At 68.7% G+C, this 13901-nt stretch carries 10 protein-coding genes and 1 tRNA gene; 6 read left to right on the top strand and 5 right to left on the bottom strand.

What is annotated here, in order from left to right; all coding sequences use genetic code 11:
* On the top strand, positions 1-1101 hold the full coding sequence (gene nadA, locus ASC91_RS09235) for a quinolinate synthase NadA (protein ID WP_056195499.1): 1101 nt from the start codon (positions 1-3) through the stop codon (positions 1099-1101).
* Positions 1102-1144: 43 nt separating this feature from the next.
* Positions 1145-1435, top strand: a complete 291-nt coding sequence (locus ASC91_RS09230; RefSeq protein WP_056195496.1) for a late competence development ComFB family protein — start codon at positions 1145-1147, stop codon at positions 1433-1435.
* An 86-nt stretch (positions 1436-1521) separates the two neighbouring features.
* Here ASC91_RS09230 and ASC91_RS09225 read toward each other — a convergent pair.
* The 3 genes from ASC91_RS09225 to ASC91_RS09215 all read right to left on the bottom strand — a co-directional run bounded on the left by ASC91_RS09225 (position 1522) and on the right by ASC91_RS09215 (position 7396).
* Positions 1522-1598 (bottom strand) — tRNA-Pro (locus ASC91_RS09225).
* Positions 1599-1613: 15 nt separating this feature from the next.
* Entirely contained in the window at positions 1614-4835 is a 3222-nt protein-coding gene (locus tag ASC91_RS09220; protein WP_056195493.1) for an exodeoxyribonuclease V subunit beta, read from the bottom strand.
* Positions 4832-7396 (bottom strand): PD-(D/E)XK nuclease family protein, encoded by a 2565-nt coding sequence (locus ASC91_RS09215; RefSeq protein ID WP_056195490.1) that lies wholly within the window; start codon positions 7394-7396, stop codon positions 4832-4834. The genes ASC91_RS09220 and ASC91_RS09215 overlap by 4 nt, the downstream gene beginning before the upstream one ends.
* Positions 7397-7560: 164 nt before the next feature.
* On the opposite strand from ASC91_RS09215, the gene trxA reads away from it, so the two are divergent.
* The 4 genes from trxA to ASC91_RS09195 all read left to right on the top strand — a co-directional run bounded on the left by trxA (position 7561) and on the right by ASC91_RS09195 (position 11692).
* Entirely contained in the window at positions 7561-7890 is a 330-nt protein-coding gene (gene trxA / locus ASC91_RS09210; RefSeq protein WP_056195487.1) for a thioredoxin TrxA, read from the top strand.
* 257 nt (positions 7891-8147) lie between these two features.
* Positions 8148-9413 (top strand): transcription termination factor Rho, encoded by a 1266-nt coding sequence (rho, locus tag ASC91_RS09205; RefSeq protein WP_056195484.1) that lies wholly within the window; start codon positions 8148-8150, stop codon positions 9411-9413.
* A 212-nt stretch (positions 9414-9625) separates the two neighbouring features.
* The gene (locus tag ASC91_RS09200; protein ID WP_056195481.1) at positions 9626-9877 is read left to right on the top strand and encodes a type B 50S ribosomal protein L31; all 252 of its coding nucleotides are present in this window, start codon (positions 9626-9628) and stop codon (positions 9875-9877) included.
* Between the two features lie 174 nt (positions 9878-10051).
* The gene (locus tag ASC91_RS09195; RefSeq protein ID WP_056197166.1) at positions 10052-11692 is read left to right on the top strand and encodes a hypothetical protein; all 1641 of its coding nucleotides are present in this window, start codon (positions 10052-10054) and stop codon (positions 11690-11692) included.
* Here the strand turns inward: ASC91_RS09195 and phoR are convergent.
* Together phoR and phoB are read right to left on the bottom strand one after the other, a co-directional pair.
* Positions 11686-13053 carry a phosphate regulon sensor histidine kinase PhoR gene (gene phoR, locus ASC91_RS09190; RefSeq protein WP_082532552.1) on the bottom strand — a complete coding sequence of 456 codons (1368 nt, stop codon included), beginning with the start codon at positions 13051-13053 and terminating at the stop codon, positions 11686-11688. The two genes, ASC91_RS09195 and phoR, sit on opposite strands and share 7 nt — an antisense overlap.
* A gap of 145 nt (positions 13054-13198) precedes the next feature.
* Positions 13199-13900 carry a phosphate regulon transcriptional regulator PhoB gene (phoB, locus tag ASC91_RS09185; RefSeq protein ID WP_056195477.1) on the bottom strand — a complete coding sequence of 234 codons (702 nt, stop codon included), beginning with the start codon at positions 13898-13900 and terminating at the stop codon, positions 13199-13201.
* Position 13901: the final 1 nt, after the last annotated feature.

Raw genomic sequence — 13901 nt, 5'->3', positions numbered from 1 at the left:
ATGGATCAAGTCTTGTTCGATTTCACCAAGCAGGATGCCACCGGCAGCTGCTCGACGGCCCACGCCTGGGCCAAGGTGCCCACACCGCTGACAGCGCCCGAGCGCAGCGCGCTGACCGAGCGCGCCAAGGCCCTGCTTCAAAAACACAACGCCGTCCTCGTTGCCCACTACTACGTCGACGGCGCGCTGCAGGACCTGGCGCTGGAGACCGGCGGCATCGTGTCCGACTCGCTGGAGATGGCCCGTTTCGGCCGCGACCACGCTGCACAAACCCTGGTCGTGGCCGGCGTGCGCTTCATGGGTGAGACGGCCAAGATCCTCAGCCCCGAGAAGCGTGTGCTGATGCCCGACCTGGACGCCACCTGCTCGCTGGACCTGGGCTGCCCCGAGGACGAATTCGCCGCCTTCTGCGACGCCCACCCGGACCGCCAGGTCGTCGTCTACGCCAACACCAGCGCCGCCGTGAAGGCCCGTGCCGACTGGATGGTGACCAGCTCCTGCGCGCTGGAGATCGTGGCCGACCTGCATGCCAGGGGCCAGAAGATCCTCTGGGCGCCGGACCGGCATCTGGGCCGCTACATCCAGGAAGAGACCGGCGCCGACATGCTGATGTGGAACGGCGCTTGCATCGTCCACGACGAGTTCAAGGGGCTGGAGCTGGAACTGCTGCGCGAGCAGCACCCGGGTGCACTGATCCTGGTCCACCCCGAATCACCCAAGAGCGTCGTCGAGCAGGCCGACGTCGTCGGCTCCACCTCGGCGCTGATCAGGGCCGTCGTCGAAGGCACGGCGCCCGCCTATATCGTCGCCACCGACAACGGCATCCTGCACCGCATGCGCCAGCTGGCGCCGGGCAAGCTGCTGATTGAGGCGCCCACGGCCGGCAACAGCGCCACGTGCAAGAGCTGCGCCCACTGCCCCTGGATGGCGATGAACGGCCTGGCCAACCTGGTCGACTGCCTGGAGAGCGGCGAGCCGCAGATCCACGTCGATGAAGCCATCCGCGTGAAGGCGCAGGGCTGCATCAACCGCATGCTGGATTTCGTCTCGGCGAGAAAGACTGCCGCTGCCGGTATGACCCCGGGTATCGGCGCCGCCTGATGGGGCTATAAATCGGCATTCACCGTCCTTGACGAGGCCCGCCATGAATGCCGACTTCAGCTCCCTCTACAACCACCATGAGCGCGAGGTCTTCGGCGCGGTCATGGACTCGTCCACCGACTACCCCGACATCGCGGCCAGCAACGACCTGCTCTGCGATGTCTGCTGCGTGGCACTGAACCGCCTGCCCCCGCGCTACATCCGCCATGAGGTGGACTTCAGCTTCTACCTGACCGAGCACGAACGGCTGGAGATCGACAACGCGATCGTCGAGGCGGTGTCGTATGCGTTCAACTTTGTGCAGGCGCGCACGGCGCTGCGGTCGCGCAAATAGGCCGAGTCGAGCAGGAATGGAAAAGGCCCGCCTCTCACGAGGCGGGCCTTTCACAAGATTCCTTGAGGGAATCACTCCGTTGTAGATGGTCGGGGCGGCGGGATTCGAACTCGCGACCCTCTGCTCCCAAAGCAGATGCGCTACCAGGCTGCGCTACGCCCCGAACAAGCCTGCCATTCTAGCTCACAGGAACGAAGCGCCCCGTTCCGCTGATCAAAGCGGCTCTAACGGGCTCGCCCGGCTGCAGCATTTGCACTGCCGCGACATAGCCGCGCATCTGCTCCAGATAGGCCGGCTCGCGCTCCGGCGTGGCGCCGAGCTTGTAGTCCAGCACCCACCAGCAGCCATCGCGGCGCTGCACGAGGCGGTCGATGCGCTGGTCCTTCTCACCCTCCGTGCCCTGCCCCACGGCCACCTCGTTGCCGGCCCAGATCAGCTCGGCCGGGTCGAAGAAGGGCCGGCAGTCGGGGCTGGACAGGATGGCCTGGGCCGCCTGGGCAAGTTGCTCGCGTGACTTGGCGTCCAGGCCGAAGGCCTGCGAGGCTGAGGCCATCAACGCCACCAGCGGCTGCGTCTGGCCGCTTGCCGAGGCCCACTCCAGCACGCGGTGCAAGGCCTCGCCCACGCGGGCCAGGCGGTCGTCACGGGCCGTGCCATCACGTGCAGCCACGGCTGCTGGAGGTTGCCAGCTTGGCAGCGGCGCAATGGCTGGCGGCGCGGTGTTGGCCCGGCCGCCCGGTGTCATCGCAAGAGGCCAGCGGCGGGCCAGCGGTTGCAGCCGGTCCCACCAGCTGGTGGCCTGGCTGCGGCTCGGCGTGTGGCTGAGCACCACCGCACGCCGCGCCCGCGTCAGGGCAACGTACAGGCCGTTCAGCTCTTCGCGTTCGCGCTCGGCACGCTCCTCGTCAACCAATGCCTGCAATGACGGCGGCGGCCTGGCTTCGGAGGCGAGGAAGGCCGCGCGCCGCGGCGCCGGCTGGCCCACCGGCCAGTCCAGCAGCAGGCCCAGCGTCTCCGCCTTGGGTGGCGCGGCGTCGGCATCGAGCAAAAAGACGACCTCGGCCTCCAGGCCCTTGGCACCATGGATGGTCAGCAGTTGCACCGCGTCCGGCGCAGCAGCCGGCACGAACTTGATGGGCCGGCTCTTCAGCGCGCGCACGAAGCCGTAGAGCTGGGCATAGCGGCCGCCATCCAGGTCGAGCGCGGCACGCAGCAGCGCCTGCACGCTTTGCAGGCGCACGGCTGCATCTGCTGCGGGCACAGCCGCCGCGATGCGCATGAGCAGCTCGCCCTCGTGGACGATGCGGTCCAGCAGCTCGTGCGGCGTGCGCTGGCGCGCCTGCTCGGCCCAGCCGCGCAGCAAAAGCCGAGCGCGCACCAACGCCGCGCTAGGCGCGGCCAGGCCTTGCAACGCGGCCCACCAGGAGCGCCGCTCGGCGGGTGCACGGCCCAGCCACTGCGCTGTACCAGCGGCTTCGGCCAGCGTCAGCAGGTCGGCCTCATCGACGCCGAACAGCGGGCTACGCAGCGCGCGGGCCAGCGACAGGTCGTGCCCTGGCGAGGCCAGCACGTCCAACAACGCCAGCAGGTCGGCCACGTCGGGCAGCCCGGCCAGCGGCTGCTCCTCGGGCGCTGCGTGCGGCACACCGGCAGCCGTCAGCGCCTCGCTGAGCTGGCGCAGCGGGTCGCGCTTGCGTGCCAGCACGAAGAGGTCGCCCGGCTTGAGTTCAGGCCGGGCCTGCAGCAGCCCGACTATTGCCCCGCAGACCCGCTCACACTCGGGCGCGCGGCGGCTGATCTCGGCCTCGCGGCGGGGCTCGGTCAGGCTGGGGCGCCAGCGCAGCGGGTCAACGTCCGCCTGGGCGGGCGACGCCATGACCTCGGCGTCGAGGGCCCACAAGCCGGCCAGGTCGTCCACTTCGGCCACCTCGGTCGTGTGCACGCGAAAGCCCTGGTAGGTGCCGGCGCGCTGGGCGCTGTCGAAAGTGGCGTTCACGGCGGCCAGCACCTCGGGCGCGTTGCGCCGCGTGTGGTCGCAGGCCAGGCGCACGCCGGCGAGGCCGTCGCAGACGAAGCCCTGCGCCGCTGCGAACACGCGCGGGTCGGCACGTCGGAAGCGGTAGATGCTCTGCTTGGGGTCGCCGACGATGAAGACGGACAGCGGCGAGCCCGCGCCCGCGCCGGCATAGGCCGAGAGCCAGCCATGCAGCGCCTGCCATTGCAGCGGGCTGGTGTCCTGGAACTCGTCGATGAGCAGGTGGCGCACCTGGGCGTCCAGGCGCTGCTGCACCCAGCCAGCGGTCTGCGCATCAGCCAGCAGGGCCAGCGCGCCGCGCTCCAGGTCGTTCATGTCGACCAGGCCGCGCTCGCGCTTGATGGCCTCGAAGGCGTCCACCAGCACCAGGGCCAGGCGGCGCATCGCGGCGTGTTCGTCGGCGGCGCGCTGCTGGGCTATTGCCGCGCGCAAATGCAGCAATTCATCGCACAGCTCGTCCAGGTCCGGGTGGTCGACGCCCAGCTTGCGCGGTTCGCCCTTCAGGGTGAACAGCGCCGCGAAGCAGCCGTCGAAATCGGCGGCCTGTTCGATTGACGCGGCCGCTTCCTGCGCCTTCTTGCCTTTGGCTGCGCCGAGCAGCCGGGCGAGTGCCTTCAGCGGTTCACGCAGATGCTCGAAGAACTGCTCCGGCGTGGTGCCCAGCACATCCGCTGCACCGGGCAGGCTGGCCTCCAGCACGCCAGCCATCTCGGCCAGCCGCAACTCCACACGCTTGGCGAACGCGCCCAGCAACCACTCGCGCAGGTTGAAGCGGCCGCGCGACTGGGTCAGCGCCTGGAAGTCGGCGCGCAACGCCTCGTCTGCCAGCACCGCGACGTGGAAGCGCCGCCACAGCGTCGGCATCAGCTCCTCTTCGTCCTCGATGAGCTGCAGCTCGGGCGCAATGCCCTGGGCCTGCAGGAAGGCCAGCGGCGCGGCCCGCAGCAGCTGCGAGAACCAGCCATGGAAGGTGCGCACCTCGACAGCCCGGCCGCCGCGCAGCAGTTCGGCCTGCAGGGCCGCCAGACGCGGGCGCAGCATCGGCGCGTCGGCCTCGGCCACGCCGCGTTGGCGAAGCGCAGCCAGTTGCTTGGCATCGGGCGCCTGCGCAAACTCGGCCAACCACTCGGCCAGGCGCTGGCGCATTTCGCCGGCGGCCTTGCGGGTGAAGGTGATGGCGACGATCTGCTGCGGTTCGGCGCCGGCCAGTAGCGCACGCAGGATGCGCGACACCAGCATCCAGGTCTTGCCGGCGCCAGCACAGGCCTCCACGACGATGCTGCGCGAAGGATCGCAGGCCAGCGCGTAGAAGTGCTCGCGCGGCACGCGCAGGCCGTCGGCCCAGTAGGCGAGTTCTGCGCTCATACCCAATCATCCTTTCGGCACAGGCCGCGAGCTTCGCAGTAGTCGCAGACCTTGCCCTCGCCCAGCGCCGGCAGCGGCGCGCCATCGCGCACGGCCATCAGGTCGGCCTGCAGGCCGCCGCGCAGTGCCAGCGCGGTGTTGCTGACGTCGGCATGCGGCAGCAGCGCAATGCCCTTGCCGTCGTCGAGCACCAGATAGGCCGCCTGCAGCCCCGGCTCGGCGCCCATCAGCAACGCGTAGGTGGCAAGCTGGGTGTCCTCCAGCGGCGCAGCCAGCTTTTCCTTCAACCCCTTGGCATCGCCGGTCTTGTAGTCAAGCAGCCAAGTCTTGCCTGCAGCGTCGTCGATGCGGTCGATGCGGCCGCGCAGCGTCAGCGCGTCCAGTGGCGCATCGAATGGTTGGCAGTCGCGGTCCACCTCGCCGGCGGCGAAGCGCTGGCCACCCGCCTCGGCCTCGACCAGCCAGGCGAGATACAGCGGGCGCAGCCGCTCGAAGGCGGCCGAGAAAGGCAGGAAGTCCGCCGCGTCCAGCCACGCCAGCTCGGCCTCGGCCGCGGCGCGCAATGCGGCGTCGTCATCGCCCCCCCCGCGCGCCTCGTGGAAGCGCTTCAGCACCGCGTGCAGCCAGGTGCCGTAGTCGCGTTTGTCAGGCTCCTGCTCCAGTTCGTCGGCCTCGCGCAGGCCCAGCAGCACGCGGCTGAAGAACTGGTAGGGGCAGTTGCGCAGCGCGTCGATGGCGCTGGCGCTCAGGGCCGCCGGCAAGCGGCCATCGGCATCAGCGGCAGCGCGGTGTTGGGGCTGGCCCGGCGGCGTCAGAAGCTCACGCCCGTCGCGCCATTCATGCAGGCCCTGACCGCTGCGCGCTGCCGCGCCGGCCAGCCGCTCCAGCAGCGGGCTGGCGGGCAACGGCTCGGCGCCTGCGAAGGCGCAGCGCAGCAGCGTCAGCACCGGCGCGCGCAGCAGCTGCGCGAAACTGAAGCCCTCGGCCTCGCGGCGTTCGGCCAGGCTGGGCAAGCCCAGGGCCGCCGCGTCGGCATCGGCCAGCAGACCCGCTTGCGGGTTCACCGGCCCCAGTGTGGCGGCGTCCGCGCCAGGCAGCACGACGGCGCCGAAGGGCCGAAGCATGGCCCGCGCCAACGGCGTGATGACAACCTCGACCGCACCCGCTTCTTCGGTCGGCTCGAACTGCGCCGCCTCCAGGGTGTCGTCCACCCAGGCCAGGAACTCGTCGGGCCGCAGCCGCGTCTGCGCCAGAGCCGCCTCGTGGGCGCTGCCGGCCCAGGGGTTGCGCGAAATCCACAGCGTTTCCAGCAGGGCCTCGCCGCCCTCGACCTCGGCCAGCGGCGTCAGCCCGCTCAGCGCCTGGCTCATTGCAGCGAGCCAGCCACCCAGCGTGCGCGCGCCGCCGGCCAGCGGCTCCAGTTGGCGCCGAGCCCGCTGCCAGGCCGCACCGCCGGCCGGCGGCAGCGTCGCTGCATCGAGCTGGGCTGCCTGGCGCCAGCCGAAGCGCCGGCAGCGGGATTCGAGGCCGGCCAGTCCTTCGGCATCCCAACCCGTGGCCAGCGCGGACTTCAGCCAGGCCAGCCAGTCGTCCACTGCGCCACCAGCCAGGGCGGCGCGCAGCAGGGCCATCAATGCGGCGGCGGCGGGCGTGGTCGCGAGCGTCCAACCGGTCTCGTCATGCATCGGCACGCCCTGGCGCGCCAGCAGCGCCCGCACGCGGCGAATGACGACGCGGTCTTGCGCAAGCAAGGCCACCGGCCGCCGGCCCGCGTTGAGGTGCTGGACGACGGCCGTGGCGGTCTGCTGGGCCAGCGTCTCGAAATCCGGCGCGACAGCCTCCTCCACCCGCGCGGCAGGCGTGAAACCGGCCCAGGCTTGGTCGAGGTCCAGGTCGGCGTTCAGGCACAGCGCCGGCACGTCGCCCGCCAGCAGCGCCTGGGCCAGCGGGTCGGGCCCGCCGGCGCGCAGCCAGATCCAGGCGCTGGGGCGCAGCGCGAACAGCGTGTCGGTGGGCGGGCGGCGCTCGTCGGAGGCCACCCAGGCCAGCGCGACCTGAGCCAGTGCGCGCTCCAGCAGGCCGGGGCCGGCGTCCAGGGCTGCAAGCCGTTGCCGGGCGGTGTCCATGAACGCAAGGCGCTCAATCGGCGGCACCTGGGCGGCCGCGCGGGCCAGCGCGTGGGCGGTGTCGACGAGCCGGGCGAGCGCCACACGGTAGTCGCGCGGGCTGCTGCGCTTGAGGGGCTGGACCCAGCTCTGCTCGGCCAGCAGCCGGTCGGCGGTGAAGGCGTCGATGGCGGCGTCGCCGGAGAGCTGGTCAGGCGCGGCCAATGCCGTGGGGCCCAGCGCCGAAGCCAGGCTGCGGCTGGTCGTGATGCGAGGCTGCCAGCCGCCGTGGGCGAGCCAGGCGCGGCGCGCCGGCGCGATCTGCTGGGCAAAGGGCAGCAACAGCACGGCATCGCGCACGGCCGCGCCTCGCCCTTCCAGCCAGTCGGCACTGACAGCCGCGACGCGGCGCCAGAAGGCTTCGTTGTCCTCGCCAGGCGCCAGGCCCAGATTCAAAGCTTGTTGCACTTGTAAAGCAGGCCTCCCGCCCGCATGTTTGCCACCGTTTCGGTCACCCTCGCGACCGTCCGGACAAAAGTGGCTATGTCACAATCATTTTGCCTATTCGGACGGCGCCCACTGCGGCGACCGCCAACCCTTTGAGGCCAAGGAACCCTCCCATGAGCAGCGAATTGATCAAGCATGTTTCCGACGCGTCCTTCGACGCCGACGTCATCCAGTCGGGCAAGCCCGTGCTGGTGGACTATTGGGCCGAGTGGTGCGGCCCCTGCAAGATGATCGCGCCCATCCTGGACGAGGTCGCCACCGGCTACGGTGACAAGCTGCAGATCGCCAAGATGAACGTCGACGAGAACCGCGAAGTGCCGGCCAAGTTTGGCATCCGCGGCATTCCGACACTGATGCTTTTCAAGGACGGCCAGCTCGCCGCGACCAAGGTCGGCGCCCTCTCCAAGGCCCAGTTGACGGCCTTCCTCGACGCGAACCTATAATCACGTCCAACTGCTGCAGTGTTGCCGGCGCTCTCCGCGCGGTCACTGCAGCAGCCAAAGCCAACACGCCCCGGGTTCCTGGATACGAATTCAGCACCCAGCCAGCGTGGACTCGGCTCCCCCTCCCACCACTGAGTCAGTTGTCGAATCTGCGTCGCTCGCCGTTTGAGCGATAGCCATTCGATCCTTTTCTGGGGCGGCCGTGGAATCGCCGTTGCGCCTTGGCTGGCGCTGCGGCCCCTGACGGGTATTCACCCATGCATCTTTCCGAACTCAAAGCGCTCCACGTTTCCGCCCTCATCGAGATGGGCGAGGCGCTGGAGATCGACAACGTCACGCGCCTGCGCAAGCAGGAGCTGATGTTCGCCATCATGAAGAAGCGCGCCAAGGCTGGCGAGCAGGTCTTCGGCGATGGCGTGCTCGAAGTGCTCCCCGACGGCTTCGGCTTCCTGCGCTCGATCGAGGCCAGCTACATGGCCTCCACGGACGACATCTACCTGTCGCCCAGCCAGATCCGCCGCTTCAACCTGCACACCGGTGACCTGGTGGAAGGCGAAGTGCGCGTGCCCAAGGATGGCGAACGCTACTTTGCTCTGGTCAAGGTTGACCGCGTCAACAACCAGACGCCGGAGGAGAGCAAGAACAAGATCATGTTCGAGAACCTGACTCCCTTGTTCCCCAAGGAGCAGTTCAAGCTCGAGCGTGAAGCCTTCAAGGGCGAAGAGAACATCACCGGTCGCATCATCGACCTGGTGGCGCCCATCGGCAAAGGCCAGCGCGCCCTCATCGTGTCCCAGCCCAAGACGGGCAAGACCGAGATGATGAAGAGCCTGGCGCATGCGCTGGTGGCCAACCATCCGGACTGCCACCTCATCGTGCTGCTCGTCGACGAGCGCCCCGAGGAAGTGACCGAGATGATCCGCACCGTGCGCGGCGAGGTCATCAGCTCCACCTTCGACGAACCGGCCGCCCGCCACGTGCAGGTGGCCGAGATGGTCATCGAGCGCGCCAAGCGCCTGGTGGAGCTCAAGAAGGACGTGATCATCCTGCTGGACTCGATCACCCGCCTGGCCCGTGCCTACAACAACGTGCTGCCCAGCTCCGGCAAGGTGCTGACCGGCGGCGTGGACGCCAATGCTCTGCAGCGCCCCAAGCGCTTCTTCGGCGCAGCGCGCAACATCGAGGAAGGCGGCTCGCTGACCATCATCGGTACCGCGCTGATCGACACCGGCTCCAAGATGGACGAGGTGATCTACGAAGAGTTCAAGGGCACCGGCAACTGCGAAATCCACCTGGATCGCCGCATGGCCGAGAAGCGCGTCTACCCTTCGCTGCTGATCAACAAGTCCGGCACGCGCCGCGAGGAATTGCTGCTCAAGCCCGAGATCCTGCAAAAGAGCTGGATCCTGCGCAAGCTGCTCTACAACATGGACGAGATCGAGGCGATGGAGTTCATCCTCGAGAAGATGAAGGCGTCGAAGAACAATCATGACTTCTTCGACATGATGCGGCGCGGCGGGTAGTGAGACGGGACCGAGGACAGGACCTGCGTCCTGTCCGACGCCCGTCAAACGCCCGCGCATGTCTCGCATGCGCGGGCACTTTCAGCCCGAACTAGCCAAACCGCAGGGAAGCCCGCTACAATCGCGGGTTTTCCGCCCAGACACCCCCGGAAAGTGCGCCGACCAGCGATTGACATCGTCGGCGTGGCTCCCGACCTAGCCAAGAGGTTCCCATGAAAGACGGCATTCACCCCAACTACCGCGACGTCGTGTTCGTCGACCAGTCCAACGGTTTCCAGTTCGTGACGCGTTCCACCGTCCAGACCAAGGAAATGATCGAGCTGGACGGCAAGAAGCTGCCGCTGGTGAAGCTGGAAACCACCAGCGAGTCGCACCCCTTCTACACGGGTACGCAAAAGAGCATCGACAACCTCGGCGGCCGCGTCGAGAAGTTCCGCAACAAGTTCTCGCACCTCAAGAAGTAATCGGTTTGGCGGCGTTTCGCCGCGCCAACGACCAAAGGGCAGCTCAGGCTGCCCTTTTGTTTTGCCGCGGCATTCGCGCTGCCCTTTTCTCATTTGGCAGCATGGGCTGCCATTTTTCATTTTTGACCGCCGTTTGACGGCATCATGCCGGCCGGTTTCATCGAACTTAAGCGCGTGAATCTCCCCACCCCCGCCATCGTCGCCGAGCGCGGCGTCGAGCGCCTGCCGCGCCTGGCCCTGCTGCTGCTGTGCGCGGCCTATGTGCTGCCCGGCCTGTTCGGCCGCGACCCCTGGCGCAATGCCGACTTGAGCAGCTTCGGTTTCATGGCCAGCATCGCCCAGGGCCACGCGCCCTGGTGGCAGCCGGCGATCGCCGGCATTCCGGCCGAGGGCGGCCCCTTGCCCTACTGGCTGGGCGCGCTGGCCATCAAGGCCCTGCCCTTCCTGGACGCACCGGTCGCCGCCCGCCTGCCTTATGCCTTTGTGCTGGTCGGCGTGTTGGTGGCGGTCTGGTACACCTGCTTTCATCTCGCCCGCACGGAGGCTGCCCAACCGGTGGCCTTTGCCTTCGGCGGCGAAGCACAGGCCGTCGACTACGCCCGGGCCTTGGCCGATGGTGCCCTGCTTGCCCTGATGGCGTCGCTCGGCCTGCTGCAGCTCGGCCATGAGACGACGCCCGAGCTGATGCAATTGCTGGCTGTCTCGGTCTACCTTTACGGCCTGGCCGCGGCACCATTCAAGCGAGGCCGTGCGCGGGTCGCCATCCTGCTCGCCCTGCCCGTGCTGGCCGCCAGCGGTGCCCCCGCCGTGGCTTGCGCCCTCGGCCTGCTCGGCCTGCTGCTGAACCACCGCTCCAGCCATGACGAGGCCAAGGCCCAACGGGTCTGGCTGCTGGCCTCGCTGACGCTGGCGGTCCTGGCGGCCTGGGTCTTCAATGGCTGGGCCTGGCGTGTCCTGCCCGGCATCCAGTTCGCCTCGTTGCTGAGCCTGCTGGCCTGGTTCTGCTGGCCGTCGGGGCCCCTGGCCTTGTGGACGCTGTGGCGCTGGCGCCGCCACGGCCTGCGCCGCCACATCACGGTGCCCGCCATTGCACTGCTGGTGCCGCTGATCACTTGCATTCTGATGGACGCTTCCGAGCGGGCGCTGCTGCTGGCTTTGCCGTCGCTGGCCATCCTGGCCGCCTTCGCGCTGCCCACACTGCGCCGCAGCGTCTCGGCAGCAGTGGACTGGTTCTGCGTGTTCATCTTTTCGGCGGTGGCGCTGTTCGGCTGGCTGTACTACGTGTCCATGCACACCGGTTGGCCGGCACGGCCCATGGCCAATCTGCGTCGGCTGGCCGAGGGCTTCGAGCCGCACTTCAGCCCGCTGGCCCTGCTGTTTGCCATCGCCGCGACGCTGTCCTGGCTGGCCCTGGTGCGCTGGCGCACAGCCCGCCATCGCCATGCGCTATGGAAGAGCCTGGCCCTGCCGGCCGGCGGCGTGGCGCTGGGCTGGCTGCTCGTCATGAGCCTGCTGCTGCCGCCGCTGGACTACGCGCGCAGCCTGGCGCCGCTGGTGGCTCGGCTGAAGACGCGCATGCCCGCCGATGCCAATTGCCTGGCCGCAACGGGCCAGAACCTCGCCACGCTGGCGGCACTGGAATGGCATGGCGGCTGGCAGGTGAAAGGCCGCGGGCCCCTGAATGCATCAGGATGCAGTCACGCCGTGATCAGCGCGGGCCAGCCGACGCCCAAGGGCTGGCAGGTCGTTGCGCAGGTGAAGCGACCGACGGACCGCAGCGGCAGCGCCGGCCTGGTCCTCTTGAAGCGTCAATGATCTGACAGGGCTGCTGCGTTGAAAGCCGCCTCATCGCCCAGCGCCGAATCGCTGGCCTGGCGCACGCGCGCGGCCGGGAAGACGAGACGAAAGCGCGAGCCCTTGCCAACGTCGCTCTGGATCATCAGCTCGCCGCCGTGGCGCTGCATGACATGCTTGACGATGGACAGGCCCAGGCCCGTGCCACCGGTCTCGCGCGAGCGGCTGCCGTCGACGCGGTAGAAGCGCTCGGTCAGGCGCGGAATGTGCTCGCGCGAAATACCCAGGCCGGTGTCGATGACGGTCAGCTCGCCGTTGCCGCCTTCGAGCAGCCGCCAGGCCACCTCGACCTCGCCGCTGTCCGGCGTGTAGCGCACGGCGTTGGTCACGAGGTTGGCGATGGCGCTGAGCAGCTCGCTCTCGATGCCGGCCAGCTCAACGTTGGTCTCCGGCCTCAGGTGCAATTGATGCCGCCCGGCCGACAGCACCTCGGCATCCGCGGCAATGCGCAGCAGCAGGCCATCCAGGCCCACCCAGCGGTCCGGCGCGGGGCGCGGACTGCCTTCGAGCTGGGCCAGCGTCAGCAGGTCGGCCACGAGGGTCTGCATGCGCTGGGTCTGCTGGTTCATCAGCACCAGCACGCGTTCGCGCTCGACAGCCGTCAGCGGCAGCGAGTGCATGGTCTCGATGAAACCGGACAGCACGGTCAGCGGCGTGCGGATCTCGTGCGACACATTGGCGACGAAGTCGCGCCGCATGGCTTCGGAGCGCACGCGTTCGGTGACGTCCAGCGACAACACCAGGCGCATGCCCTCGCCGTATTCGCGCACGATGATGGACAGCGTGCCCGGCCCGCGGCCATTGCCCAGCACCAGGGATTCGGCAAAGTTGCCGGCCTGCAGGTAGGCGACGAAGGCCGGCGCACGCACGAGATTGGTAATGCGCTGGCGCAGGTCGCGCTGCGGGTCCAGCGAGAAATGGTCGGCCGCAACGCGGTTGCACCAGACGATCTGCTCCTGCGGGTCCAGCATCAGCACGCCATTGGGCGAAGCCTCGATGGCGGACAGGAACTGCTCCAGTTCCAGCCGGGCGCGCGCCACGCTGCGATCGCGGTCGCGCACGGCGCGCTCGATGCGGTAGCCGACCTCGCCCCACAAACCGGTGTCGCGCGGCGCATTCTCGAGCTGGTTGCCGCGCAGCCAGCTCAGCAGGCGATGGCCCCGCACCGCGTCGACCAGCAGGGTCAGCACGACGCCGCTGACGACACCGATGCCAAGGCCCAGGCTGTCGATGCCAGTCGTCGTACGAACCACCACGCCAATGACAAACCCGATCAATGCGGCCACGAGGGCCATCAGCAGTCGGGGCAATAACCAGGTCATGTAGCGAGGTACATCTCAGTTGCTTGCGGGCCGAGCGCCGGGCCGCTCCCTAGCCGGCCCGCGCTGGCGATGTGCTTGCCGGTCAATCCGGCAAGCATCGCCGTCCCCTCGGGGGACCGGCCAAGGTATGCCTTGGACGAGAGGCTCATGCTGACAGCGCGCTGCTCTGTTGGGTCAGTCGGTAACCGGCACCGCGGACGGTCTCGATCATGCGCGCGCATTGCACGCGCTCCAATGCTTCGCGCAGGCGCTTGACGTGGACGTCGATGGTGCGTTCCTCGATGAAGACATGGTCGCCCCAGACGCGGTCCAGCAGCTGCGAGCGGCTGTGCACACGTTCCGGATGGGTCATCAGGAAGTGCAGCAGGCGGAATTCAGTGGGGCCGAGCTTGACCTCATTGCCCTCACGGCTGACGCGGCGCGTGCCCGGGTCCAGCAGCAGCGGGCCAACCTCGACCGCGCTGTCCAGCGCCTCGGGCGCCTTGCGGCGCAGCACTGCACGGATGCGCGCCAGCAGCTCATTCGTTGAGAAGGGCTTGGTGATGTAGTCGTCGGCACCCGCGTCGAGGCCGGCGATCTTGTCGCCCTCCTCGGCGCGCGCCGTCAGCATGATGACGGGCAGCTCCTTGGTGCGGGCCACGCCGCGCCACTGGCGAGCCAGGGCCACGCCGCTCTGGCCGGGCAGCATCCAGTCCAGCACCACCAGATCGGGCAGCACGCGGTCCACTTCGTACTGAGCCTGCGTGGCACTGCCGGCGATCGTCACCTCGAAACCGGCATGGCGCAGGTTGATGGAAATCAGCTCAGCAATCGCCGATTCGTCTTCAACAACAAGGACTCGGCTCATG

Origin of the sequence: Pelomonas sp. Root1237 (genome assembly GCF_001425055.1) — a bacterium.
Taxonomy (GTDB): Bacteria; Pseudomonadota; Gammaproteobacteria; order Burkholderiales; family Burkholderiaceae_C; genus Pelomonas.
This window is presented reverse-complemented; position numbering and strand designations above follow the sequence as displayed.

Excerpts from the sequence above, each read along its gene's own strand:
- nadA (WP_056195499.1), top strand. The coding sequence starts at position 1 with ATGGATCAAGTCTTGTTCGATTTCACCAAGCAGGATGCCACCGGCAGC.
- ASC91_RS09230 (WP_056195496.1), top strand. The coding sequence starts at position 1,145 with ATGAATGCCGACTTCAGCTCCCTCTACAACCACCATGAGCGCGAGGTC.
- ASC91_RS09220 (WP_056195493.1), bottom strand. The coding sequence starts at position 4,835 with ATGAGCGCAGAACTCGCCTACTGGGCCGACGGCCTGCGCGTGCCGCGC.
- trxA (WP_056195487.1), top strand. The coding sequence starts at position 7,561 with ATGAGCAGCGAATTGATCAAGCATGTTTCCGACGCGTCCTTCGACGCC.
- rho (WP_056195484.1), top strand. The coding sequence starts at position 8,148 with ATGCATCTTTCCGAACTCAAAGCGCTCCACGTTTCCGCCCTCATCGAG.
- ASC91_RS09200 (WP_056195481.1), top strand. The coding sequence starts at position 9,626 with ATGAAAGACGGCATTCACCCCAACTACCGCGACGTCGTGTTCGTCGAC.
- phoR (WP_082532552.1), bottom strand. The coding sequence starts at position 13,053 with ATGACCTGGTTATTGCCCCGACTGCTGATGGCCCTCGTGGCCGCATTG.
- phoB (WP_056195477.1), bottom strand. The coding sequence starts at position 13,900 with ATGAGCCGAGTCCTTGTTGTTGAAGACGAATCGGCGATTGCTGAGCTG.